General features: G+C 57.0%; 16 protein-coding genes and 2 pseudogenes. 8 read left to right on the top strand and 10 right to left on the bottom strand.

The window, feature by feature from the left end:
- Positions 1-169: 169 nt before the first annotated feature.
- Together KM934_RS13265 and KM934_RS13115 are read left to right on the top strand one after the other, a co-directional pair.
- Positions 170-1,447 (top strand): annotated as a pseudogene (locus KM934_RS13265) (immunoglobulin-like domain-containing protein); the annotation flags it as partial.
- A 1,188-nt stretch (positions 1,448-2,635) separates the two neighbouring features.
- Positions 2,636-3,550 (top strand): annotated as a pseudogene (locus KM934_RS13115) (family 43 glycosylhydrolase); the annotation flags it as partial.
- A 721-nt stretch (positions 3,551-4,271) separates the two neighbouring features.
- On the opposite strand, the gene KM934_RS02685 reads toward KM934_RS13115, so the two are convergent.
- Complete coding sequence (locus KM934_RS02685) at positions 4,272-5,339, bottom strand: A/G-specific adenine glycosylase (protein WP_252344862.1); 1,068 nt, start codon at positions 5,337-5,339, stop codon at positions 4,272-4,274.
- A complete protein-coding gene (locus KM934_RS02680) occupies positions 5,321-5,749 on the bottom strand; it encodes a Fur family transcriptional regulator (RefSeq protein WP_215759074.1) in 429 nt (142 codons plus the stop codon). The genes KM934_RS02685 and KM934_RS02680 overlap by 19 nt, the downstream gene beginning before the upstream one ends.
- A gap of 160 nt (positions 5,750-5,909) precedes the next feature.
- On the opposite strand from KM934_RS02680, the gene KM934_RS02675 reads away from it, so the two are divergent.
- The 3 genes from KM934_RS02675 to KM934_RS02665 are packed head-to-tail and all read left to right on the top strand — an operon-like array spanning position 5,910 to position 9,982.
- Positions 5,910-6,833: an FAD-dependent thymidylate synthase gene (locus KM934_RS02675; RefSeq protein ID WP_215759073.1), complete on the top strand. Its 924-nt coding sequence runs from the start codon at positions 5,910-5,912 to the stop codon at positions 6,831-6,833.
- Between the two features lie 18 nt (positions 6,834-6,851).
- Positions 6,852-8,420 (top strand): ATP-binding protein, encoded by a 1,569-nt coding sequence (locus KM934_RS02670; RefSeq protein WP_317192656.1) that lies wholly within the window; start codon positions 6,852-6,854, stop codon positions 8,418-8,420.
- Positions 8,421-8,443: 23 nt separating this feature from the next.
- Positions 8,444-9,982 (top strand): endonuclease I family protein, encoded by a 1,539-nt coding sequence (locus KM934_RS02665; RefSeq protein WP_215759072.1) that lies wholly within the window; start codon positions 8,444-8,446, stop codon positions 9,980-9,982.
- A gap of 115 nt (positions 9,983-10,097) precedes the next feature.
- Here the strand turns inward: KM934_RS02665 and KM934_RS02660 are convergent, their stop codons facing one another.
- From KM934_RS02660 to xerA, 5 genes are all read right to left on the bottom strand, one after another.
- Positions 10,098-11,543: a glycosyl hydrolase family 28 protein gene (locus tag KM934_RS02660; RefSeq protein ID WP_215759071.1), complete on the bottom strand. Its 1,446-nt coding sequence runs from the start codon at positions 11,541-11,543 to the stop codon at positions 10,098-10,100.
- A gap of 3 nt (positions 11,544-11,546) precedes the next feature.
- Entirely contained in the window at positions 11,547-14,231 is a 2,685-nt protein-coding gene (locus KM934_RS02655) for an alginate lyase family protein (RefSeq protein ID WP_215759070.1), read from the bottom strand.
- A gap of 234 nt (positions 14,232-14,465) precedes the next feature.
- On the bottom strand, positions 14,466-14,969 hold the full coding sequence (locus tag KM934_RS02650) for an RNA polymerase sigma factor (RefSeq protein ID WP_215759069.1): 504 nt from the start codon (positions 14,967-14,969) through the stop codon (positions 14,466-14,468).
- Between the two features lie 184 nt (positions 14,970-15,153).
- Complete coding sequence (locus tag KM934_RS02645; protein ID WP_215759068.1) at positions 15,154-17,892, bottom strand: helix-turn-helix domain-containing protein; 2,739 nt, start codon at positions 17,890-17,892, stop codon at positions 15,154-15,156.
- Positions 17,893-17,912: 20 nt separating this feature from the next.
- A complete protein-coding gene (gene xerA / locus KM934_RS02640) occupies positions 17,913-18,878 on the bottom strand; it encodes a site-specific tyrosine recombinase/integron integrase (protein WP_215759067.1) in 966 nt (321 codons plus the stop codon).
- Between the two features lie 119 nt (positions 18,879-18,997).
- Here xerA and aroQ point away from each other — a divergent pair, with 119 nt between their 5' ends.
- Both aroQ and KM934_RS02630 read left to right on the top strand, forming a co-directional pair.
- Entirely contained in the window at positions 18,998-19,438 is a 441-nt protein-coding gene (aroQ, locus tag KM934_RS02635; protein WP_215759066.1) for a type II 3-dehydroquinate dehydratase, read from the top strand.
- Positions 19,439-19,440: 2 nt separating this feature from the next.
- Positions 19,441-20,097, top strand: coding sequence for an O-methyltransferase (locus KM934_RS02630; RefSeq protein WP_215759065.1), 657 nt, complete (start codon positions 19,441-19,443; stop codon positions 20,095-20,097).
- Between the two features lie 161 nt (positions 20,098-20,258).
- Here the strand turns inward: KM934_RS02630 and KM934_RS02625 are convergent, their stop codons facing one another.
- Both KM934_RS02625 and KM934_RS02620 read right to left on the bottom strand, forming a co-directional pair.
- Positions 20,259-23,678 carry an AAA domain-containing protein gene (locus tag KM934_RS02625; protein ID WP_215759064.1) on the bottom strand — a complete coding sequence of 1,140 codons (3,420 nt, stop codon included), beginning with the start codon at positions 23,676-23,678 and terminating at the stop codon, positions 20,259-20,261.
- Positions 23,679-23,691: 13 nt separating this feature from the next.
- Entirely contained in the window at positions 23,692-24,204 is a 513-nt protein-coding gene (locus KM934_RS02620; protein WP_215759063.1) for a methylated-DNA--[protein]-cysteine S-methyltransferase, read from the bottom strand.
- Positions 24,205-24,352: 148 nt separating this feature from the next.
- On the opposite strand from KM934_RS02620, the gene KM934_RS02615 reads away from it, so the two are divergent.
- Positions 24,353-24,820 (top strand): nucleoside deaminase, encoded by a 468-nt coding sequence (locus KM934_RS02615; RefSeq protein WP_215759062.1) that lies wholly within the window; start codon positions 24,353-24,355, stop codon positions 24,818-24,820.
- A gap of 32 nt (positions 24,821-24,852) precedes the next feature.
- Here KM934_RS02615 and KM934_RS02610 read toward each other — a convergent pair whose 3' ends face one another.
- A complete protein-coding gene (locus KM934_RS02610) occupies positions 24,853-25,869 on the bottom strand; it encodes a YqiA/YcfP family alpha/beta fold hydrolase (protein ID WP_215759061.1) in 1,017 nt (338 codons plus the stop codon).
- Between the last annotated feature and the right edge of the window lie 893 nt (positions 25,870-26,762).

The following is a 26,762-nucleotide window of genomic DNA, read 5'->3' as shown; positions in this document are numbered from 1 at the left end:
GAGTTGTTTTAGTCGCCACAAAGGTAGCCATTTATTTCCGGGAGGTCAATCTTATGCGTGAAAAATGCCGTTTTTTCGTATTTATTATAATAATTGCATCCACTTCGATGTTATTATCATGTAATCAGGTTTATTTTTAATAGGTATAGCTATAATCACTAAAACGCTTATGAATAGATTATTTACGACGTTTACCCTGCTGTTGCTCGGTGTGGCCTCGCTATGGGCTGCCGAGGGCGATAGCACTGTGGTAACCTTTGATTTCTCCACGACGGCCAGCAGCCATGGCGCCTACACGGGAAGCCTGAAGGACGGTGCCCGTCTGACCACCTTTGCCGGACAGCCTGTGCTGGCGCTTGGCGACGACGGAGGCTACTTCGATCTCGGTGCCGAGTTTGGCAAGGCGCTGGGCAAGCTCAGCGCATTCTCCATCACCACCGATGTGTTTATCCCAGAGACCACCGACACCGCCCGCAATGGCAACTTCATTTGGTGCTTCGCCCATTCGTCGTCGGCGGGTTATCTCTTCTATTCCGCCAAGGGACAGCGCTACGCCATCACCAAGACCAATTACGCTGGCGAGGAGGGGCTGAAGGCGCGCGCCACCATGACGCCCAAGCTCGGCCGATGGTTCAACCTGGCGGTTGTGATGCGCCCAAACGGTCGCGTGTATCTCAACATCAATGGCTCGGGAGCGGGCGTAGCTAAGGTGTCGATCACACCCGCCGACCTCAACGAGCTGGTCAACAACTACCTTGGACGCAGCTGCTATGCCGGCGACCAGCCGCTCAAGGGCGCCATGTACCACAACTTCAAGTTGTGGAACTACGACATCAGTTCCAAAGAGCTCGCGGCCATCCGCAACGACGCCACACGCGAGGCCATGAACGCCTACATCGACTCGCTCGAGCAGGCGCGCAAAGACTCGCTGCAGAAGATCGAGGATGAGGCCCTGCTGGCCACCTTCACCATGCCCGACCTGCACCACCTCATCGACAATGTGGACCTGCCCACCACCTACCAGGGCGCCACGGTGGAGTGGACCACCAGCCAGGCGTCGGTCATCACGGCCGATGGCGTCATCACGCGTCCTCCCTATGGCGCTGAGGAGGCCACAGCTACGCTTACCGCCCACCTCACCCTGCGCAACGCACGTGCGGAGAAAACGTTCGACGTGTCGGTCGTGCCCAATCTCTCCGAGGAGGAGTGCTTGGCCTACGACCTCGAGAACCTGACGCTGCCCAACAAGCGCAACAACCTCTACGACCAACTGGTGCTGCCCACCGTGGGCCGCATGGGTACCCTCATTACCTGGCAGTCGGCCGATACGGAGTGGCTCTCCAACACAGGCCGCGTCTTGAAGTCGTCGGCCACCGAGAAGCACCACGTCACCCTCACGGCCACCCTGCTACGCGGACAACTGCGTCAAACCAAGACCTTCGATGTCTATATCCACCAGCACGAGCCGTATAAGAACTACCTCTTTGTGTATTTCCCCAGCAACGACAACGAGAACCTCTATTACGCCATCTCGGAGGACGGCTACAACTACACGCCGCTCAACCACGGACAGGCGTTCCTCAAGGCCGACACCACCACCATCATGGGTGGCCTGCGCGACCCCCACATCCTGCGTGGCGAGGATGGATGGTTCTACATGGCCGTCACCGACATGAAGTGTGCGCTCGGATGGAACAGCAACCGCGGACTGGTGCTCATGAAGTCGAAAGACCTCATCCATTGGGACCACCACACCGTGCATTTCCCCACGAAGTATGTGGGCACACAGTTTGCCAACGTCACGCGTGTGTGGGCACCCGAGACCATTTGGGACCCGCAGGCCAAGAAGTACATGGTTTATTTCTCCCTGCGCACCAACGACGGAGCCATTCCCTACGACAAGGACTATTATTGCTACGCCAACGCCGATTTCAGCGACCTTGAGGGTGAGCCCACCTACCTCTACGACCGTGGGTCGGCCACCATCGACATGGACATCGTCTACAACGAGGCCGACTCGCTCTACCATGGCTTCTTCAAGAACGAGGACCTGGGCGGCATCTGTAAGGTAACGGCGCGCACGCTCACCGCACCCGAGGGTGCCCCGCTGGGCAGCCAGTGGTCGGCACCGTCGCCCACGCTCCAGCAGACCAACGAGGCCGTGGAGGGCGCCGGTGTGTTCAAGCTCATCAACCAAGACCAGTGGGTGCTGATGTACGACTGCTACACATCGGGCCACTACCAGTTCTGTTCGAGCTCCGATCTGGGCACCTTCAACTTTGTGCAAAACACCGCCACCAGTGGCGCCTTCACACCGCGCCATGGCACCGTCATCCCCATCACCGAGGAGGAAACGGAGGCTCTCTTGGCCGCCTTCCCGCCCGTCGCGGCCACCACGCTGGCCCTGCAGGGAGCTGCTGATGTCAACGTGAAGCAGGAGAACGTGTCCATCGCCGGCACATCGGCCTTCATCCCCGTGGAGCAGGGCACCGATCTCAGCCATTACGACCCACAGCTGGAGGTGTCGCTTGGCGCCACCGTCACACCGCAAGGTCCGCAAGACTTCACCCAAGGCCCTGTGAGCTACACCGTGAGCGACGGCACCGCCTCGAAGACCTACGCCGTCACCGTTGAGGTCAACGGCAACCCCATCCTCCCCGGCTTCCACGCCGATCCCGAGGTGCTGGCGTCGCGCAAGACAGGTCGCTTCTATGTTTATCCCACCAGCGACGGTTATCCCCACTGGGGCGGCTCTTTCTTCGATGTGTTCTCAAGTCCCGACCTTGTGCATTTCACCAATGAGGGCACCATTCTCAACCTCAAGAGCGGTGGCGATGTGGCGTGGGCCACAGGCAACGCATGGGCGCCCTGCATCGAGGAGAAATGGATGGATGGCAAGTGGAAGTATTTCTTCTATTTCAGCGGACACAACAAGAACCTGAACACCAAGACCCTTGGCGTGGCCGTTGCCGACAATCCCACCGGTCCCTTCAAGGCAGCCGCCAAGCCCATCGTGTCGACCACGAAGGGTGGACAGATGATCGATTCCGACGTGTTTACCGACCCCGAGTCGGGACAGACCTATTTCTATTATGGCAACGGGCAGATGCACTACCGCCTCTTGTCAGACGACATGATGTCGACCGTGGGCGATGAGTACACCCTTACGCCCAGCGGCGGGTCGCTCGCCGACTACGCCTACCGCGAGGGCACCTATGTGTTCTATCGCAACGGCATCTATTATTTCCTTTGGAGCGTCGACGACACTGGCGCCGCCAACTACCACGTGGCCTACGGCACCGCCAAGTCGCCCACCGGTCCCATCGAAGTGGCGGCCAACCCCATCGTCCTCATTCAGGATCCCAGTCAGCAGATCTATGGCACAGGCCACAACTCAGTGGTCAACGTGCCCGGCACCGACGATTGGTACATCGTGTACCACCGCATCAACAAGGGCTACCTCAACGACAGTCCCGGTGTGCACCGTGAGGTGTGTGTGGATAAGTTGACCTTCGACGACCAAGGTCGCATCAACCGCGTAACCCCCACACGCCAAGGCATAGAGCCCATTGACAACCGCGCGCTCATCGAGGCGGCTACCGCCATCGCCTTGCCCGAGGCCGGCACTGGCAGCAGCGCCAACGCCAACGCCAAGGTTACCCGCGTAACCTATTATAGCGTTGATGGCACCTGCCTTGGCGCCAACGCCCCGCAGAGCCATGGTATCTTCATCCGCAAGGAGATGCGTGCCGACGGATCGTCGCGCAGCCTGAAGATCGTAAGGTAACGCCCCGTCATCCTCGGCGTGCGCCGCCCCCACACCCCTATAAAAAGAGCTCCTATTTCGGGTTTCATCTCGAAATAGGAGCTCTTGGTTTTGGGTGGGGCGAATAGAATGAAGCGGAAAGAAGTCAACAACCTATAGTGAAAACTACACATTTCTTTTCTACGACGGAAATATTTGGCCGAAATACGCGATTCTTAGCGCGTTTACGCAAATGCCTAATATTCAGTACGTTGTGTTTTGCTTTCAACATTTAGCGCTCCATGTTTTACAAGAAGCTTTGCGGTTAGGCATCTTTCGCATTGCAAAACATGCCCATCGGCATTGCGAAAGACGACAAGCGGTGGCTCGGTTAGGCATCTTTCGCAAGTCGAAAGGTGCCTTGCCGCAAGCGGAAGTCACATTTTTGTCGTTTGGAAAGGGCAAAAATGATTTTTCCGCGCTCTATTTCACCCAAAATCGCGGCACACTTTTTTCACCAAAACTCCTAACACTTCCCTCGCTCCACCATCTCTTGCAATTTCTCCACGAGACGCGGCACGGCATACTCGGTGGCCTCCTCCTCGTTGACCCACACGTATCCGTCGGGTGTGGCGGGTCGCTTGTCGGTGTTGAGCAGGTAGAAGTCGGCGATGATGACGCGGTGGGTGAGCACGTGCCGCACGCCCTTGCTGAGCAGCGTGAGTTGGCCTTGGAAGGTGGGCACAGGTTGATCCTCGTAGACCAACGGCTCCCACAGCCCCTGCCAGATGTCGCCCTCCCCACGCCTATGCAGCGCCACATGGCCTTGGCACCGCACCCATACGTATGCGAGGTGGCGCGTGCGGCTCTTCACGGTCTTCTGCTTCACGGGCAGCGTATCGGTGAGGTGGGCGTGGTAGGCCACACACTGATCCTCCAGAGGACACTCCGGGCATGCTGGCGCCTGCGGTGTGCAGAGGGTGGCTCCCAGGTCCATGAGCGCCGAGTTGGCCGTTCGCCACGGCGCCTCGCCCCGGTGGGTGATGGTGGTGGCATGGCCGTTGAGGCCGAAGAGGCGCTCGCCCACGATGCGGAACTCGCGTTGCCCCTCGCTGCTGTTGATGGGTGTGTGGATGCCCATCAGGCGGGCGAACACCCGGTAGGCGTTGCCGTCGATGGCCACCGCGGGACGGTTGAAGGCGAAGGCTGCGATGGCGGAAGCCGTGTAGGGCCCCACGCCCTTGAGCCGTTGGATGTCGGCCAGTGTGTTGGGAAAGCGACCTTGCGCCACAATCTGCCTTGCTGCGGCATGTAGGTTGCGCGCACGGGAGTAATAGCCCAGTCCCTGCCAGAGCTTCAGCACCTCATCCTCCGACGCCTCGGCCAACTGCTGCACGGTGGGGAAGCGCTGCATGAACCGCTCCCAATAGGCCTGGCCTTGCGCGATGCGCGTTTGCTGGAGGATGATCTCGCTGAGCCAGATGGCGTAGGGGTCGTGGGTGTGGCGCCACGGAAGGTCGCGCCCATGGCGTTCGTACCAGCCGATGAGCGCACTCAGAAATGCGGAAGCGTCGATCATGGCCTCCTCCTGCATTCAGGGCAGATGCCCTTGATCATGTAATTGACGGTGTGGGCCGCGTAGCCCTCGGGAAGCGCCACCGCGGGGATGGGTGTGTCGTGGAAACAGAAGATGCGGTGGCAACGCTCGCAGTAGAAATGCACATGCGTGTCGTCGTCCTCGCCGTCGTGGTTGTGGTGGGCCTGGCACAGCTCATACTTCACCCCACCATCGCCATCCTCCAACTGGTGCACCAGGCGGTGCTCGCGGAAGATGACGAGGGCGCGGAAGATGCCGCTCTTGTCGATGGTGACAATGCGCTGCTCCAGTTCCGACAACGATGCGGGATGCTCCGTTGCCGCCAAGGCCTTCACCACGACGATGCGGTTGGCCGTGGGCTTGATGCCGTGGCGCTCAAGCAGGTCTACACTTGTTGATTCGTCCATATCATTCATTGCTCAGTGACGATGCGGCGGGCCGTGCGAACCACACCCATCGACTGGGCGCAAAGGTAAGCATATATCGTGGGATGAGCAAAAAACGAGCCTTATTCTTTTGCTATTCGGCTTGTTTGCGCTACCTTTGCATTCTACAAAAACGATACGCATGAAAATTATACAACCCCAATTTGAGATATGGCCACAAGGCCCAGGCATAGATGGCATTTACCGACAGGTAGAACGTGTGGGCCGCGTGTGCTACAAGAGTGAGGACCACTGCACGCCCAACTCGGCGCGCCCCTTCGTGGAGCGCATGCTGAAGAGTGGCCACCTGGCCATGCTCGAGCATGGAACGGTGTGCCTGCGCGTGGCCACGGATGGCGCACATGCCGACGAGGCCGCAGCCTACGCCCGCTACCGTGACAACAAGTTCTCGCGCACCCATGTCGTAGATGGTGTGGCCTACATCACCACCAACCTCAGGGTGCTGGCGGAGAACCAGTGGATGGACGACCTCGGATGGCTTTGCGAGCCCACACCCCACCACGAGCGCCGCGTCACCGTGCATTTCACCACCCAGATCTCCATCACGCGCGAGTTTAACCGCCACCGCGCCAACTCGATGGCCGAGCAGTCGACCCGCTATTGCAACTACTCGAAGGATAAGTTCGACAATGAGATCGGCATTAACCTGCCCCAGTTTGTGACAACGTTGCCACAGGGCGACGCGGCCGAGGCCATGGCCAGCGGCCACATTGATATAACCGGCGACGAGCTGGTGGAACTGGCACGAAAGGTGGCCACGGGCGAGGCGACCGACATAGAGAACTGGCTCTTCGCCAACGCCGCCGCAGAGCGCGCCTACATGAACCTCATCGGGGCAGGGCGCAAGCCGCAGGAGGCACGCTCCGTGCTGCCGCTCGATGCCAACACCGAACTGGTTCACACAGCCTTCGTGTCCGACTGGAACCACTTCTTCGACCTCAGGGCAAAGGGAACGACGGGCGCACCCCATCCCGACGCCAAGGCCTTGGCACTGCCCCTCTACGAGCTCTTTGTGGAGAAGGGATGGCTGGAAGGTGATAAGTAAGAAAATAAGCTAAAGTAGATGATGGCAAGACTTGTTAATTATTATCCTGTGGGCATTCAGACCTTCGAGAAACTTCGCGAAGACCATTACCTGTATGTCGACAAGACAAAGTATATCGTAGACTTCAGGAAAAAGAAGATGTCTTACGTCTTTCTGAGTCGGCCCCGACGATTCGGCAAGTCGCTCTTTGCCTCTACCCTCCATGCCTATTTTGCCGGCAAGAAAGAACTCTTTGATGGGCTGGCCATCGCCGATTACGAGAAGGAATGGAACGCATACCCCGTGCTCCATTTTGACCTGAGCGGAGCCAAGCACATGGACAAGGAACAGTTGGACCGCTACCTTTCCGACATGCTCTACGACCAGGAGGCCGTGTATGGATACAAAAGCCAAAAGGTAGACCCTAACATACGGTTGAAAGACCTGGTGAAGAAGGCGCATGAGCAAACCGGGCGGAAAGCGGTGATTATCATCGACGAGTATGACGCACCGCTGCTCGACGTGGTGCACGAGAAAGAGAACCTGCTGCCGCTTCGCCAAACCATGCAGAACTTCTACAGCCCCATTAAGTTGCTCGACCCGCACCTGGAGTTTGTGTTCATCACTGGCATTACCAAGTTTTCGCAACTCAGCATCTTCAGTGAGCTGAACAACCTCGAGAACATCAGCATGTTCGACCAATATTCGGCGCTCTGCGGCATAAGCCTTACGGAGCTTACTACGGCGATGAAGCCCGATGTGCAAGCGCTCGGTGAGGCGCTTGGCATGAGCTATGAGGCGTGCCTGGAAGCGTTGAGAAGTTACTACGACGGCTATCATTTCAGCGAACATTCGGAGGATGTGTTTAACCCTTTCAGTTTGGTGAAGGCTTTGAACGCGCAGAAAATTGCACCTTATTGGTATGGATCGGGCACACCCACTTACCTTATCAAGACCCTTCAGAAGTATCATGTCAATGTGATGGATATAGAAAAGAAGAGTTGTGATGTGGACGATTTCAATGTGTCGCCCGAGCAAATGGTGTCGGCGCTTCCGCTGCTCTACCAAAGTGGCTACCTCACGATCAAGAAATTCAATCCCTTGCTGCATCGCTACACCCTGGAATATCCCAACAAAGAGGTGAAGACAGGCATGCTCAAGAACCTCGCGCCCAACTATCTCTCGCCGGTGCAACTCGACAACAGCAGCGTGGTGGGCGACTTGTTGGAAAAGCTCTACGAGGGCAACATTGAAGGAGCGATGGTAAGGCTGAAGGCGTTTCTTGCCAGCATCTCCAATCGTTTGAGTAACAAGAACGAACGCGACTTCCAAACGGTGTTCTACTTGATATTCAACTTGATGGGAGCCCACATGCGGGTGGAAGAGGAAAGCGCCATAGGCAGGGCCGACGCCGTTGTTCACATGCCGGAGGCGGTGTATGTGTTCGAACTGAAATACGACGGATCGGCAGAGGAGGCCATGAGGCAAATAGACAACAAGGGATACCTCATTCCATACTCGGCCGACGGGAAGCGGTTGTATAAGATTGGGGTGAACTTCTCGAGTGAGCAGCGAACCATCAACGAATGGGTTATTAAGGAAGAATGAATATTATTAGATACCTTATCAATATGAAACGACATTACGCATTATTACTTGTGGCCTTGATGGCCCTCACGGCTGGTACGGCCCACGCCATCACGCGCGAGCAACTGGCGCAGTATGCCTCGTCGCTCAAGGGCAAGAAGAAGGCGGAGCTGAAAACGGCGCTCTACCAACTGATGAACAACGGAAAGCGGGTGCTCTCGTATGGATCGGGCAATGCCGGAACATGGTGGGGCTTCTACGTCACCGACCGCGACCCGGAGACCAATCAGGTCATCAACCGATACAGCAGCGACGTGTTCTATTTTGGAAAGAGAGGCGAAGCCCCTGGCGGAATGAACATTGAACATTCGTTCCCGAAGAGTTGGTGGGGAGGAACCCAAAACCAAGCTTACAAGGACCTCTACAACCTCTATCCGTCGGCCTCGAAGGCCAATGGCGAGAAGGCCAACTACCCCATGGACGTGGTGACCGACGCCACGTCGGAGGAGGTGGGCTACGACAAGGTGGGCAAGGGCCGCAGCACCGACAAGGCATGGGAGCCCGGCGACCGCTACAAGGGCGACTTTGCGCGCGGATACATGTATATGGCCGTGACCTACTCGAACCTGACCTATGTGAAGACCGGACTGCAAACCATGGAAGACAACGCATCGGGCTACCCCGGAATGAAGACATGGGCCACGACGCTCTACCGCCAGTGGAGCAAGCAGGACAAGGTGGACAGCCTGGAGGTGGCGCGCAACAACGCCGTGTGGGGCATACAGAACAACCGCAACCTCTTTGTGGACTATCCCAACCTCGCCGAGTATGTGTGGGGCGATAGTGTTGACGTGGCCTTCAATCCCGCCAATGCCATGACCACCGCCACCGACGACAACCGCTACGGCTCCTTCAATCCGCCTACGCCGCCTACGCCTCCCACGCCCGACGACTCGACCGAGGTGGCCGTCGGCTATGTGTTCGCCAAGTTGCAAGGCACCCTGCCCACGGCTGGCAAGCGCTACCTCATGGTGGCTGGCACGGGCAGCGGGCTCTACGCCGCCAAGCCTGTGGCGCTCGCCAATGGCAAGAAGTTTGGCTACCTCTACACCGAGGGTGTGATGGATGAGGACGGCAAGATCCAACTGACCTCCGACAACGACGCCTACACCTTCGAGGAGGCCAATGGCGGATTCTACATCAAGGACAGCCAAGGACGCTACTATTACCAAGAGGGAACCTACAGCTCGTTTACCCCGACCACCTCGCTTGCCGACGCCGATGTGTGGCACGCCACCGCCAACGCCGACGGCACCTACGCCATCAAGGCCACCGACTCGGGCAACATCATCATGTATAGCGGCCAGTTTAAGTCGTTTGGCAACTATGCCGCCAACAAGCAAGACGGCAACCTGTTGCCCTACCTCTACGAGGAACGAAAGGAGACAGCGGGCATTGAGGCGCCCTCCCTCACAACAGCCGTCGGCAACCCAGCCGTCTACACCCTGCAGGGCGTGCGCGTCGGCAAGCCCACCCAGCCCGGTGTGTATATCCGTGGCGGTAAGAAGTTTGTGGTGAAATAAGAATCCTCGGGGGCAACCCCACAACAACAGCAAAGGGCCATTCCTGTCGAAAGCCGACGGGAATGGCCCTTTGCCATGATTATCAACCACAGGAAGAGGCGACCCCGTGGGCGACCTATTCGAAGGTTACGTTCTCCGCATGCTCGCCGATGAAGATGCGGGCGAAGTCGGACGTCTTGTACCAACCGGGTTTGCCGGGCATCTTGTCGTGGATGCGCTGGCCGTTGATGCGTAGGTTCTTGAAGTGGATGCCGCTGAGGGTGCGCTGTTCGTTGTAACCGGTCAGGAGCGAGAGGTTGGCGTGTGAGCCGTTGTAGCTGATGTTCTCGAGCGTGATGTCGTGAATGCCGCCACCGGGAGCGTGGCAATACTTGCGGTTGTAGCACACGCGGAAGTTGAAGAGCATGCCCTCGTCGATGTCGTCGATGCGGATGTTGCGGAAGGTCATGTTGCGCACGGTGATGTTGTCGCCGTTGTTGATGGCGATGCAACCCTGGTAATCAATCTGCTTCTCGCGCTGCTGAAGGATGTCGATGTCGTCGTACACCACCTGCTCGATGACCTCATTCCGCTCAATGTCGCCATGCAGGCCAATCATGATGGGATGGGCCACGTCGGCCCAATACACGGCATCTGTCACGCTGATGTTGTGGCATCCGCCGTGGTAGTCCTTGCGGGTGCAATAGATGGTGGAGCAATCGTCGCTTGTGCGACAAAACACGTGGTTGTAGGTCACGTCGTTGCTGGCAAAGACATTCATGCCATCGCCCCACCCATACCAACTGATGACCTTGGCGTTGCGCACGCTGACACGCTCGCTTCCGCCCACAGGAATCTGCGTGGTGATGGGGCCGTCGACCATCACGTCGGTAGAATACCTGACCATGATGCCCTCATGCTGGCGCTCGGGATTGACAATGCCGTGACCGATGACCTTGGCGTGGGATGCCTGCCATACCGAGGCGAAGCCCTTGATGTAAGCGCCGCCGGCTACATAGAGCACCTGGTTGCTGCCCACACGAATGGAGTCGTTGCCCAAGTCGTAATAGCCGGGACCATAAAACAGCACGTCTTTTTTCTTCATCCCCAAGGCCTTGGCCACTTGCCCGGCGTTCTTGTAGACGGGGATGGCGGCGTTGGCGAAGAGCTGCAGGTTATGGTAGGTGTCGCCGTTGACCTCCACCGAGAGGTCGAGCGGACGGTTGAGCGAGAAGCAAACGGTGTTGCCGTGGAGGGTCGTAGCGATGTTTTTCGACAACGGACGGACGCGAGCGGTCTTCACGTCGCCCTTGTTCCACGTTACTTCCACCTCGACCTTGTCGGTGAAATCGAAGTAGGCCACCGACGATTTCTCGATGGTGTGGCGACCGTTGTTGGTGTGGTCTACGTTCCATGCGTAGGTGTTGACCGTTTGCCAGAGGCCACCCGTTGCCCGGACGCGCACCGTGAAGTCGTCGTTCAGGGGCGCACCCGATGGGGCGGGGTAAGTGGTTACGGTGCCGGCAAAGAGCGCCAACGACACCAGTTGCAAGAAAAGGAGGGTGAACAAGCGGTGTTTCATTTTTTATCGGATGATGTATTTTTTGCCATTGTGAATGATGAGGCCCTTGTAGTCAGCTCCCACGCGTTGCCCTTGGATGTTGTAGCGCTTGTCGTCTGACACCTTGTCGGCATGAATGTCGTGAATGCCGGCGGGCAGGGTGTAGGGTATCAGTTCGACGGGAAAGTTGGTGGGGACGTAGTAAGTGGTGTGGTCAACCGTTCCGTCGTCGTTGATGGTGAAGTAACAGGGGCGCTTGTTGCGGAGGTGATACCATTGGGTTCCTGTGGCCTTGCGGAAGTAATAAGGGGTGCGTGTGCTGGCTGTCATGCGCATGGTGAGGGCCAGGTAACGCTGGTCGGCCAAGTTCTGCAAGTCGTAGCAGGGACCGTCGACGTTCTCATTGGTAACCTTCCAAGCCTGCTGTTGCAACGCATCACCTTCCTTTTTGGCTGTAAACGTGGCGTTGGCGTAGGGCAAGCCCTCCACGGTGTTGTTGGTGAGGTAGGTGTCGTGAAACCGGTCGCGGATGAGATAATAGCCCTCGGGAATGGCGCTGTCGAGCGTATCGCTGAGGTAAGCGACGTAGCAAACGGTGTCGCTCTTGCCGAAAAGGGTGTAGACGAGCGTGTCGACGATGGTGGTTTGGATGTCATTGTAGGTCACGCTACGCTCGGTAGAACCGCTGCTCCATTGGAAACGGATGTCCTTGAACGTGCTGGGAACGTAAGGGGCAAAGGCCACCTTGTCGCCCGGTTGGCACAGGCATTGCACCGTGTCGACCTTTACCTTGCCGTTGACCGCCATCTGGGGACGGAAGTATTTCAAGTGGACGCGTATTGTGTCGTATGAGATGGCACCTCCTTGGTTCTTGAATGCCACGGTGAACAGGGTGTCATTGCGGAGGTTTTTCACTGTGATGTTGCTGTTGGTGGCGCCTGTGCTCCATGCGAAAGATCCGAAACCGTCCTTGGAGGCAGCCTTCAACGTGATGGCGTCATCGTAGAATATGGTGATCGAATCGGTAGCCGTCACGCCATTGTAGGTGGCCGACACCTCGACGGGAGTTGGTTCGCAATCGCCTTGAACGGCAATGGAGAAGCAGAGATAGCTCTTCACGCCATGCTTGTTGGTGTAGCAAACGCGATAGACATAGCTCTCGTTGGCGGTGACGGTGAGGTTGCGTGTGGTCTCGCCGGTGTTCCATTGCCACTGGCCGCTGTCCTCGCTGCCGTCGCGAAGCTGCGGCAACAACTTGATGACCGTTCCCTTGGCCACACCTGTGTTGTTGTTGGTCTTGAAGGTGTTGACCAGTCCTCCCAACTCGTTATGGCTGAGCGTGTCGTTGCCCACCACCATCTTGGGAGCGAGCAGCGTGGGCACTTCCTCTGCCGTGGCCTTGTGGTCGCGGTAGTTCATTAGCACCGAGTAGCCCAGGTGGTCGTAGCCTCCACTTGTGGATCCTTGTCCACCGCCATCGGGTCCGTTCTTGATGAGGTTGGCGTAGGCCATCTCCGAATAGGGCATGTCTTTGCCCAGTACGCCTTGGTAATGGCCAATCACCGTGCCCCAATAGGGGCGAATCTGGTTGCCAAGGGCCGGACCGGTCATCGTCCACGCACGGCTGTCGGTGTAATAAATGCCACCGCTGCCATACTTATAGTTGGTCCAGGGCAATCCCTCGATGTTTTGCGTCTGTGCGGCAACAAACTCTATGCCGGCGGCCAAGCGGTTGTCCATAAACGAGAACAGGTCGTCGCCTTGGTTCCAAGCCATGTGGGCGATGTCGATAGCCAAGCCGGCGGCCATCGTGGCGTGGCCGATGTCGCGGCCACTCTCCTGCATCTGTCCGATCGTTCCGTACGAAGAGGCCTTCAGGTTGGCTGGAGTGTTGGTAACGGTCACCACGAGATTGCCCATGAACTCGGTCAGACCATCATTCAAAATGGGATTGGCCGTGCGGGGATCGGTGAACGTTCCCACCTGGTCGTACTTCATATAGCTCAGGCCCTGGTTATAGATGAACACGTCGTCGCACAGCACACCGATAGACATGACACACAGGGCGTTGCACAATCCCCAGTTGCTCCAATAGTGCCCAGGGGCTTGCCACCATTTCCCAACGTTCTCCCAAGTGCCATTGCGGCCACGAAGGAAGCCCATGGCAGAGGGGTACCACACCTGCAACATCCATTGGCGGAACTGCTCGAAGCGCTCGGGCGCCCAACCTTCATAGTCGCGCAACAGTTCGGCGGCTTGCGCAAACTGGTAGCCGTAGAGGCCTGCAGCGAGGGCGTAGTTGGAGTCGCCACCGATGCCCTTGGTGGTGTTGGCCCATTGCATGAGCACATTGATGGCATGGCTGGCATTGGCCTTGTTGCCCGTTATTTTCCAAACGAGGGCGTTTTGGTAGGCTATTGTGGCACCGCGGGCTGCGTTGATGTAGTTCTCTCCCTTACCGCCACCGCGCACAATGGTTTGCACGGGCGATGTGCCAGCGGTAGATTGTGCGTAGGCGGCTTGTGTCAGCACTTTGACGGCGGCCGTGATGGTGGGGTCGCCCTTGGCCAATAGATCCTTGATGCGGTCGAAATCTTCCTGCGTGTGCAGGCCTCCGGGATGCACGAATCCGCGGTTGGTGTTGTAAGATTGGGCCGTTACTCCTATTGTAAGGAGCAAAGTGGCGAGAAGTGCGTAGATCTTCTTCATGGTTGTTTATGTATTTCTGTAGTTTTGTTTCTGATGTTCACCCTCATCGTTGAGGGTGTTTAGATGCGTTATTCGAGGTGTTTCGCTGCGTCGCTAAGGGTGTTTCGCTGTGTTGCTGTGGATGTTTGGATGCATTGTTGTGGATGTTTGGATGCGTTGTTGTGGGTTATGAGGACTTGCGTTGATGTGTCTTGAAATCGAGAATCGTGAGTTTCTCGCTTGCCCATCTGTGGGTTAGAAACCGGCGGCCTTGAGCGTTCGTCTTACGAGAAGGCGCGTTCGGTAAAGCCGACCCTCCACCCCGCGCAGCGAGAAGGAGGTGATTTGCATGATTTCTTGTGTCGATTTGTTGTCGAACCTACTGAGTTTGTAGACCCACGCATCCTTGTCGGACATGCGGTTGACGACGCGCTGCTCGACCTGTTCCATTTGTTGGCATTCCAACTCGTGCTGTTCCACGATGGTCTGGGGCCTCATTTGGGTCATCATACGCTTGCAATAGGCTTGGTGGCGCAACCAATCGGTGCGTTTCTGATAGGCAATGGTGATGGCGAGACCTTTTAGACCTTCGGGAAGGATGATGTCGATCGTCAGGATTTTGACGAACACCTCTTGCACGAGATCCCTGGCGTCTTCTTCGGGTATGTTGGCTTTCAGGAAAATGGCCAGCAGCATGGGAGATGTCTCCTCATACAAACGGCTGATCGTATCGAGATGTTGGGTGGTTCTTGTTTCCATATAGGGCAGCTTTAGAATGGTTTTCTACCGCAAAGATAGTGTGGAAATCCTAAGGCCGCAACGATTTGCCCCACCAAGAATATCTATCCCATCAAGGCGATGCACTTATCGTCTAACAGTTTGATATTTAACTGATTGCGGAGAAATAGCCTTTGCACTTTTCCGTGGGAAAGTGCAAAGGCGCTTACTCTTTCAGGCTTTTCATGTAGTCTTTCGGCGTCATTCCTGTGGCTTTCTTGAAGGCCACGAGGAATGGGTTGCGGCTCTTGAATCCACAACGCTCGGCAAGGGCGGTGATGGTAAGGGTGCGACTGTCTGGTTGTTGGGCCAACTTCATGAAGGCTTTGATGCGATATTCGGCAATGAAGTCGTAGTAGCTGCGGTTCAATACCTGCGAGAACACCTGCGATAGCGTGTGGGTGGAGCACCCGATCGCGTGGGCCAGGTCGGCCATTTGTAGGTCGGGGTTGAGGTAAGGTTTCTCCTTTTCCATGTAGCTAAGCAATGCCTGCTGCCATTTTCGGCCTTCCTTCTTGTCGAGTCGACTCTTTTGGTACTTCACGGGTTGCGGTGCGAAACGCTTCCAGAAGTAAGGCTTCTTATGGTAACGGCACCACGCCACATGGCCGATGAGCGCCAACAGCAACAACACTATAATAAGGAGGAGGATGGCGTTCGATGTCATGGGCACGTCGACCACGATGCATCCATTCACTTCAGGCATGCCCACCGCCTCTATGCGGAGCGTGTATCGTCCAGGCCACAAGTTGCGATAGGCAATGATGCGTGTGCGGTCGGCCATGTTCCAGTGGTCCTCATGGCCTTCCAACTGATAGCGGAAGGTCAGGTCGCGCGTGTTTCCGAAGGCGAGAGGTGTGAACCTCACGGTGAATTCATTGTCGTGTCGGCTCAAGGTGAGCAGGCTGTCGAGCAGCACGCCACTGATCTCTTCGGGTGTGAACCAATGGTCGGTTTGTATCTCCGACAATGTGATGGGGATATGGCGGAACTTTGTTTGGCGGATGTCGCTTAGCTTGGCGTACACCAATCCGCCATTGGTGGCGGCCCAATAGGTGCCGGATGACTCGTCGATCTGTATGGCGTGCGACTGGAATTGCGAGTTGGCCAATCCGTCGATGTGGCCAAACCGACGCGCCGTTCCTTGTTTGTCGACGAAATAAATGGCATCGGAGCAGGTAATGATATAGCACTTGTCGCCAAACGGTAGGATGTCGAGGAGCGTGCTGTAGCTGTCCAGGTCATTGAAGCTGAGTCCCCTTAGGATGCCTTCGGCGGGGTCGATCGTGCCTGGAAAGCCGTTTTGTGGGATAAAGATCATGCGCCCATTGGCCAACCGCTTGATGCTTCTCAGCATGCCCATCTTAACCAACCTCGGCATCATGCCTGACGTGGTGATCATGTGATAGTAGGAATTCCACATACATTGTCCACTTGCTGTGGAGATCCAACCTTGTCCATCGTTCGCCAATCCGATGCAGAACACTTCGTTGTCGGGCAGTTGCGAGTTGCGCGTGGTGTAGAGATGTAGCGTTCCCGAGCCGTTGCTGTAGTGGCCCAATCCGGCCGATGAGCAGATCCACACTCCTCCCTTGTCGTCGCTCACCATATCGTAGATGTTGGCTCGGGCCAGTTGGGCCAGTTGGGGCGAAGGCATAGGTGCGAGCGTGTTGGCGCTTATGCGGTGCACCCCACCCCCAATGGTTCCCACCAGATAGGCATCGCCCACCTTTCGTATGCTTGAAACGATGTCGGCGCCCAGCGTCTCACGCCCCACGTAAGCAGCCGTTTTCCGCTTTTGGTCGACCACATAGAGTCCATTGCGTGTGCCCATCAATATGCGGTCGCCATCCAACAGGAAACTGCGTACGGCATAATCGGCACTGTCGAACACCCCAGGCAGGCGGAACGTATGGAAGATGCCACGGTTGAGATAGCTGTAATCGACACCGAAGAAGTTATATCCGATCCAGTCGATTCCCTCGTTATCGCGACAAAACACCATGGCATTATTGATGCGCATCCTTGTTACATCGGCAGACGAGGCCAAGGGTTGGCTTGTGTATCGGTGGGTGATCGTGCGACGGTTGGGGTCGACCTGCATGCAGCCGTCGAACGCCGTGACCACCAATAGCTGGCCTTGGGCATCGACCGAAAGGTTGGTTGCCGCATGGATATCGCTGATAAGGGAGGAGAATTGGTTGGTTTTGGGGTTGAAAACGAGTAGGCCATGCTCACGCGTTCCCAAGTAAACACGCTTTTTGTCGCTGGCCATCGATAAGAGAGTGGCGTGGGTGAATGGTGCGGGCAGGCTGTGGAAACGAGCCGCCTCGGGGCGTTCCACCGGTGCTGTTGCCACCCGATTGGCAGCGAGGAGGCACAAATGCTTTCCGCAAACCGCCGTCTTCCTCACGCTGTGGTTGTTTGTTGGCTGATGTGCAAAGATGTTAACCGCCTCCACCCGGTCGTGGCTCATCTTGAAAAGCCCTTGTGCCGTGGCGATGAAAAGCGTTCCATCGGAGGTGCGCAAGAGGTCGAACACCTCCGTGTCGATGACGTCTTGATGCACGCGGCGCATGGAAAGATGTCGCCGGTCGACTTTCCATAGGCCCACATTGTTGCCTATCAGCAGCGTTTCCCGGTCGTTCTCCATGATGGTGTTGACGTGCAAGTTTCTTTGCGTGTTGTTTTCGGGGAAGTCGATGTTGAGGAGATGTGTGCCGTCGAAGCGCGACACGCCCTGCTCGGTGCCGAAGAACACGAAGCCATATTGGTCGCGTAGCACACTCGTCACTGTCGCAGAGTGCAGTCCGTCTTCTTCAGTCAACGTACCCCATTGCCTTGTTTGCGCTACGCTGCCCAAGGTCAGTAGGAGGAGAAGATATAGTAGGTTTTTCTGTTTCATGCGATGAGGGATGATAGGGGTTATCGGCACCCGTTGCGTATGTTTCGTGGGTGATGGCAGAGCACCGCCTGCCGGAGCGACTCGTCGTCCATGTGGGTGTAGATTTCGGTGGTTGCTATATCGGCGTGGCCCAGCAAAACCTGTATGACGCGCAGGTCGGCTCCTCCCCTTAACAGGGCTGTTGCGAAGCTATGGCGTAGCGTATGGGGCGACAGGGTCTTCTTGATGCCCGCCGCCTCGCCCAGCCGTTTCACCATGATGAGTATCATGGTGCGCGTGAGGTGATGCCCCCTTCGGTTAAGAAACACGTAGTCGTCCTCCCCGGGCTTGATGCGCATCTGCCTCCGATCGTCGAACCAAAGCTCCAGTTCGCCCACCGCCCGTTGGGAGATAGGCACAAGCCGCTCCTTGCCTCCCTTACCCACGACCCGCATGAACCGCTCGTTGAGGAACAGGTTCGACAACTTCAGCTCCACCAGTTCGCTCACGCGCAAGCCACAGGAGAAGAACACCTCGATGATGGCTCGGTTGCGATGGCCCTCCGCTGAGGTAAGGTCGATGGCGGCCTCAAGCCGGTCTACTTCCTCGGTTGTTAGGTATTCGGGCAGATGTTTGGGCAGATGGGGCGACTCCAGCAGTTCGGTAGGGTCGACCTCAAGGTATCCGTCGACCACGAGGTAATGGTAGAACGTGCGTACCCCACTGAGGATGCGCGCTTGGCTTTTGGGCCCTATGCCCCGCTCGTGGATCCAAGCGGCAAAGCGTTGCAGGTCGTCGAGCTTCACGTCGGTTGGCGTGAGGCCCTGCCCGCTTAGGTGGTTGAGCAGCAGGTGGAGGTCGTGGCGGTAGGCGTCGATGGTGTTTGGCGAGTAGTTGCGCTCCAGTTTCAGATAGCGTATGTAGCGCCGGATGAGTGGCGCCAGCGTCGTGCCGTGGGGGCCCTTGCGCTGTATTTTTGTGAACGATTTGCTTTGCGCTTTATCCATTTTAGCTTACCTTTGCATGAGATAGATGGCGCATGGCAACCAGAAGGCATGCTTTCGTGGCACTCGTGCCATCTATCAATATGGCAAAATTAGCGAAAACGAAGCAAAAGACCAAGGAAATGAAGAAAATTCAGATTGTAAACGGCCCCAACCTCAACCTGCTGGGAAAGCGCGAGCCTGGCATTTACGGCAGCAGTTCGTTTGAGAGCTGCCTGCCCGCCTTGCGCGAGCGTTACCCCGATGTGCAAATCGATTATTTCCAAAGCAACATTGAAGGCGAACTCATCAACAAGATGCAAGAGGTGGGATTCTGTTATGACGGCATTGTGCTCAACGCCGGCGCTTACACCCATACGTCGATCGCCCTGCTCGACTGCATCCGTTCGTTGCGTTGCGGGGTGGTGGAGGTTCACATCTCCAATGTGCACCAGCGTGAGGAATACCGCCACCACTCCATGATATCGGCGGGCTGCAAGGGTGTTATCTGCGGCTTTGGCCTCGACAGTTACCGTTTGGCCATCGAGGGATTGCTGGCCGATATGAACCAAGCGAAGGGCTGACGATGACTCTCGACGACTATATTCTCAATCACATTGAGCCCGAGGGCGACTACCTTCACCGCCTTTGGCGCGCCACCAACATCCACACCATTCATGGACGCATGGTGAGCGGCCACCTGCAAGGGCGCCTGCTCAAGTTGCTGGTGCTCATGCTCAAGCCCCAGCGCATCCTTGAGGTGGGAACCTTCTCGGGCTATTCGGCCCTCTGCATGGCCGAGGGACTGAAGCAGGTGCACCTCTCGCGTGGTGCCGAAGGCGTGCGCCCCATGCTCTACACCTATGAGATCAACGACGAGATGGAGGACTTCACGCGTCCCTGGATTGAAGGGTCGGATGTTTCCGACTACATCGATTTCCGCATTGGCGATGCCATAGCCGAGGCGCCCCGGTTGGGGTTGACGTTCGACATGGCGTTTCTCGATGGCGACAAGCGCACCTATGTGGAGGCTTACGAGACCCTGTTGCCCCTCATCAACTCCGGTGGGGCTATCCTGGCCGATAACACCTTGTGGGACGGGCACGTCGTCGACCCAGCCTACGACCACGACCATCAGACGGTGAGTATACGCCAATTCAACGACCATGTGGCCGCCGACCCACGTGTGGAAACCGTCATCCTGCCCGAACGCGACGGCATGACGCTCATCGTAAAAAGGTGATAGCGCCCTCCTTACTTCCAAGGACATGAGGTAACGCCTTGATGGTCCCTATTGAAGTCAGTGGGCCGAAGAGGCCTGTTCCACGAGCTCCTATTTCAGGATGACATCCTGAAATAGGAGCTCGTGGTGTTATGCGTTTTTGAGTTGTGCGCCAATGGTGGCTAATGGGCTTCCTGGATGAACGCACCGTTTTGCTTGACATACTGGATGAGGCGGTTGAACACCTGGCTCTTTTGGAGCGTAGGGATGTTGCCCGTGAGGATGAGTTGCTTGCGCGCCCTTGTGAGCGCCACGTTGAGTTTGCGGTCGATGACGCGCCCATCCTCGGTAAACGAGTTGGCGGTGAGGAACTCGAGTTGGTAGCGTTGCTGAATGGTGAACGAATAGATAATGACATCGCGCTGCGACCCTTGGTAGCGCTCCACGGTGTCGATGCTGATGTTCTCCAGCTCGGGCATGCCCAACTTCTCTATCTCCTTGCGTATCATGGCAATCTGGTTGCGGTAAGGCACAATGACTCCCACGGTCTTTGCGGGGTCGAACTGTTCGCCGTAGAATCGCCGTGTGCGTCGCAACATGTCGGCCACGATGCGCGCCTCGTCGGTGTTTACCTTGTCGGAGATGTCGGGGCGTCGGCAATCGGCCGAGGCGATGAAGATCATTCTGTGCTCCGAGAGCGCGCGGTCGAGGTCGTCTTGGCTCGTTGCGGTGTAGGCCAACGATGTGGCCCTTTGGTGGGCGAGGGGCACAGGCTGCAACCGTTCGGCAAAATAGAACTCGTGGTTGGGGAACTCCGCGATGTCGGGATGCATTCGCCCCTGCCGTGAGAGGATGCCGACAAACTCGCTTCGGTGGTTCATCTGCTCGATGCGTATGAGGCGTTCGAAGAGCGAGTTGCGGCAATCGGTGAGCCCGATGGCGTTGAGCCGCTCGTCGTCGACCACCGACTGGCTGGCGTCTTGCTGCACTACGGCTGGCAGTTGCTTATAGTCGCCGACGAGGATAAACTTGTCGGGTCGGGTCAGCAAGCCCACGATGTTGGGTTCCAGGATTTGGCTGGCCTCGTCGACGATGGCCAGGTCGAAGTGTTTGAGGTCGAAGAGGTAGGTTCGGCTGAGCATGGTTGCCGTGGTTCCCACGATGACCTGCGTGTCGAGAATCTTGCCTTTGATCTCCACCAACTTGCTATATTGCTCCAGTGCGTGGTCGAGCAGGTGGTTGCGAAAGCGCTTGTCGCACGTGTGCTCGTTGCCGATGCGCAAGAAATGGATGCCATTGTCGCATAGCATGCCGCATATCTCGTCGACTGCCCGGTTGGTGTAGGCCATGAGAAGCACGTTCTTTCGAGGGGCCGTGGCGTCGCCGTCGGCTTGACCCTCCGTGTTGGGCGCAATGGTCTCCTTGACAAGGTATTGCAGGGCCATGCTCGTCTTGCCCGTTCCCGGCGGACCGATGAGCAGGAAGTAATCGTTGGCTTGCATGGCGCGCAGCACGATGTCGTTGTAGGAAGGATTGTAGTTGCGGCTGAGGCGAACCGTCGGGTTGCGCTTGGGGTTGCGCTGGCCGAGCAGCAACGCACATTTCCCCGTTTTGTCGTTGATGAGCTGGTGGAGGCTGCGCAAGGCCGATGTGGCGTTGGCTCCGGTCTCCGCATGCTCTATGCACCACGCCACGGGATGGTTGCCCACGGTGTTGCGCCGTCCCGCCTCCTCAAAGATGTCGGGGTTTTGCTGGCCATCGCTCAGTTGCACCGTTACCTCGTCGGAACGAATCTCGGTAAGGGCGCCCCGGAAGAGCAACGACCTACGCACGTCGGGCAGCCCCTCCTCGAAATACGGATAGAGGTAAACCACGTCGCCCATGCGGAAGTTGGGCAGGAAGTCCTCACCCTGGTTGGGCACGCTTAGCGTAATGATGTCGTAGCCGTTGTAGGTCGACGATTGGCGCTTGTTGGTGATGCGCAGGTTCGTATAGATGTTTCCCGTTTCTTTTTTCTCCGTGAGGGGCATGTTCCAAAGGTCGGCCGCCGCATTGCCCGTGCCTTCCACAACCCCCAAACGGCTTGCCAGTTGCTCGCGGTAAACAAAGTTGGCCATGTGGCAGAAGTAGCTATGCGTGAGCGGGTCCATGTCGTGCAAGGGCTCTGTTACCGCACATAGTTGTGGGTAAAGGTAGTTGTTCCACAATTTCTCGTTCACCTTCTGAGTGCGAAGGGCCAGTGGGTCGAGCTCGTCGATGATGGAGTTGAAGCCATTGCGGGCAATGTTGAACTCCGTCGTCACTATCTGGTTGCGCAGCTGGATGGCCTCGTCGATGAGCTGTCGGAAGTAAGTGGCTCGCGGAAGGCCCATGGGCATGGGATATTTGGAGTAGAGCAATCGGCCGTCGATGCTGTTGTAGGGCAGCGAGAAGTTGCGACTCAGACACTCGTAATAGAGCAACAACTGTACGTAGTGGGGCTCGGTGAGCATGCTTCCATGCACCGTGGACCGTTGGGTTTCGAGCGAGAAGTTCTTGCCCGACTTTTGCTCGACAAGCAGCCGGAGGTCGGTCGTCATGAGGTCGATGCGTCCTTGCAGTCCCATCTGCTCGCATACGAAGCTCGGTTCGAGAATGGCCTTGTGCCGGTCGTATGTCGATTGGAAGAGCGCATCGACCGCCTTCTGTATGTTTTCCACCTGTTTCCGTGCCTCCAGGTGGAACGATGTTTGCTTGTTGAGGTCTTGGCAGGTGCAGTATTCGAGGGCTTTCTCTCGGAAGTTCGACCTGAACGTCACCGTCCAGTCGTAGTCCTCGCCCTTGTTGATGATGTCGTCGAGCGCGCTTCCGGCAAAGTTTCCGATGAGGATGGCTTGCGAGTTGGCCGCCTCTTTCAGACGCTTGAGGGTGTAGACGAGAGGCGAATGGCCATAGGGCGTGAAGCAAGCGGCCAGCGAACTGATGTCGATGAGAAAATCGGGCTCCACGATAACCTGCCTCACTTGGCACGCCTCTTGGCCCTGTTGGGGAGCCACGTCGATGAGGTTCACCTGCGTTCCCGCCTGCAACAGGTCGGCGAGGTACTGCAAGCGCGGCTCGCTGCAGTCCACTTGGAGCATTTTTTGATCAGCGTCTTGTGCCGTCTCCACCGTTACCATGTAGCCTTTCACGGCACGCACAATGCACCGCACACATCGGCGGTCGATGTGTCGTATGGAGGGTTGAGGCTTGCGCGACATGGGTATGTGCCCGATGAGCTCGGCAGGAATGTCGGTGTCGAACACCTTGGAGATGAGCACCGCCAGCGCGCGACAGTCGTAGAGCAGCTCCTCGCGTTGGAGTGGGGCGGCGCTGTTGGAGTCGTGTCGCATCTTTTGGATGTCGAAATAATCGTTCACCCCGATGCGTTTCAACTTGCAGAGCACGTCGACCTTGGCAAAGAGCGACCCGATGGCGTCGGGCGTTCCGGCCAGTCCTGCGGCGCAAGTGAGCACCAATGTCTCGTGCATCAGCTTGTTGAGCGTGGCGGGTTTCACCTCTGTCGCCGTGGCGATGTAGGCCACGCGATGGAAGAGCTCGGTGGCGGTGATGTTTGAAGTCATGCTTGTCGGAGGTCTACTGTTGGTTTTTGTTGACCTGAGCCTTCTCCCATTCGATGAGGCGGCGCTTCAGGTCGCGCCCCCAGTGGTACTCTCCGTAGGTGCCGTCGCTGTGTATCACGCGGTGGCATGGCACCAGTACGGCTATGGGGTTCTGCGCAATGGCCGTGGCCACGGCGCGCACCGCCGTAGGCTCCCCTATGGCCTCGGCCACCTCTTGGTAAGAGCGCGTCTGCCCGAAGGGTATTTTCAGCACCTCCTGCCACACGCGAAGTTGAAACGCGGTGCCCCGCAGGTCGAGCTGCAGGGGATGGTTGAGCTGCCCAAAGGCCACGCGGCTCACGGTGTGGGCCATGTCGTCGTCTTGCGTGGTGGGTGTGTATTCGCCCCATCGCTCGGCCAATTCGTGGATGGTCTCCAGTCGGTTGAAATCAAGAAACTGCAGGTCGCAGACCCCTTGCTCGGTTCGTGCCACGATGATGTCGCCAAAGCGGCAATCGCTAAATCCGTATACTATCTCGTTACTCATACTTGCAAAGATAGTGTTTTGAAGTTAAAAAAAAGCGGTAAATGGTTAAAAAGTGGTGGCCTTTCGGGTGGTTCATCCCGAAAATGCTTACCTTTGCCCTTCCTGCCCAATGGGTGGGTGGAATCCTATGTTTACAAAATCAATCGATATGACACAAGAAGAACTGATGCGCCGGGCCATTGCCCTGAGCGAGAAGAGTGTGAAGACGGGCGGCGGGCCTTTTGGCGCCGTCATTGCCCGTGGTGGCGTAGTGGTGGCCGAAGCCTCAAACAGCGTGACGATCGACGACGACCCGACAGCCCACGCCGAGGTGAACGCCATCCGCATGGCATGCCGCGGACTGAAGACGTTCGACCTGAGCGGGTGCGACATCTACTGTTCGTGCGAGCCCTGCCCCATGTGCCTGGGCGCCATCTATTGGGCGCGCCTCGACCGTGTGTATTATGCCAACGACCGCAAGGACGCGGCCCGCATAGGCTTTGCCGACAATTTCATCTACGACGAGTTGATGATCGACCCCGACAAGCGCAACAAGCAGTTTAGCGTGTTGCTGCCCGAGGAAGGTCGTCGGGCCTTCGACATGTGGATGGAGAAGCGCGACAAAACCGAGTATTGATGCCTTGCCGGGCAACGTAATGGCACGGCGGATTATTGTCCGCCGAGCCGTTCGAAGAAGGTGATGACGTCTTCCCAGGTCTTAAACTCATCAGACCCGAAGGCCAGAGCGGTGCCCAGAAATCCCTCGCAGGGTTCCGCGTCGATGAAATAGTCGCCGTAGAGCAGCGCCTTCTGGTTGGTGTAAACCACGTGGTCGTGGGCGGGTGTGCTGAGATATTGCTCCGTCCATTCGGCCATCTGGCCCAGGGCGTTGTGGCTGTTGGTGGGCGCCGGCCCGACGATGTACACCTGATAGCGCTCCACGAGCATGGCAAACGCCTTTTGCAGGCACGACTTGGGATGGCCGTAGCTATCCTTCAGCGTCGACGAGTCGATGTAGACAATGGGGCGCTCGCGACCCTCCTGGCGGTCGTCGATCCAGCGTATGACGGGCACCACGCCATCGAGAAACGACCGGTCGTCCATGCGGTGGGCGCCATGGAAGTGGGCCGCCTGCGGATAATGGGCGGAGAACAGTCCGAACGTGTCGACCAGTTCATCCTTATCGCCAAACAGTCCCCATACGCGTTGCTGCTCGCGCTTGCGCTCGTCGGCGTCCATGGCCTCGAGCGTGGTGAAGCACTGTTCGGTTATTTCCTGGTACTCCTTCTCGAGCGCCTTGGTCATCATAAATTCCTTCTCGCCGTCCTGTCGTGGGTTGGCCCACACCTGCTTGCCCGTCATACCATGGCTTTTTAGTGTCTTGGCCATCTCGAAGGCCGGGTTCACGCAGATGCGGTCGTATCCGTAGAGCATCTCCGTGTACATGCCGCCCATCGATGTGCCGATGATGAGGTCGGGACGCTCCTCCGCCGCTTTGGCGCGCAGCAGCTCCATGGCCTCGGCAGGATGGAGCGGTAGGTCGAACGCCACCACCGTGGCCTCGGGAAACGTTTCTTGGATGCGCTTCACCGTGCCCGAGGCAGCCGACGAGGCGAATCCGTGGTTGTACATAATCTTCTTGCCCCGCATCAGGTCGGGGAATTGTTTGATGTATGGATTTTCCATTTTGGGCTTGTATTTGTTGTGGTGCAAAGTTAATGTTTTTTGTCAGAAAACCATCAATCATCGGGGTGAATAAATTGTAGGAATGTGCCCGATGGTTTTTGCCTCAACCCCAATCGGTCATGAATGATAGAAAGAATGGCTACCCATTCGGCCGATAAGGCTCAGATGACCCTTGTGGCTAATAGGAAATCATTCGTGTTCAAACAAGAGAAAATGGGGTGGGGGAAGTAGGTTAAGAGGTTGGGTTGACGACCGATGCTCAATGGAGGGCGCCTCTGAATTATGCCAACAATCTATAGCCGAATCTACACATTTCTTTTCCACGACGGATATATTTGGCCGAAATACGCCATTCTCGGCGCGTTTTCGTAACAGCCTAACACTCAAACGCTTATGCTCGTTACGCATCGCTCAACATTCCGTATTTAACCGTCCACACTATAAAACATGCCTTTTCGCAATGCGAAACATGCCCATCGGCAATGCGGAAGACGCCAAACGGTGGTGCGGGTAGGCATCTTTCGCAACTCGAAAGATGCCTACCCGCAAGCGGAAGTCACGTTTTTGTCGCCTCCATTCCGCAAAAACGCCCATTTCGTTCGCTGGTTCACGCAAAAATCCGACACAACTTTCTAACCAAAAACCCTGACAGGTTTATCCATTGTTCGCTTTCAACCCAAAGCCCATGCCTTTGTCCGGGGCGCAGAAGCTCGCAAGTAGGGAAACATGGGACCGACCCCATGTTGCGCCCACCTACGCAGCCTCGGAATGGGCAAATGGTTGCCGAAATCCCTCAAATTCAACCCCAAATCCCTATAATTCGCCCTATGGGCAGGGGCTATTCTCGTTTCTTTGTTGTATCTTTGCAAAGTAATCGTGTAGTGGGCCGGTGA

The sequence above is a fragment of the Hallella faecis genome, from assembly GCF_018789675.1.
In the GTDB taxonomy this organism is placed as follows: Bacteria; Bacteroidota; Bacteroidia; order Bacteroidales; family Bacteroidaceae; genus Prevotella; species Prevotella faecis.
This window is presented reverse-complemented; position numbering and strand designations above follow the sequence as displayed.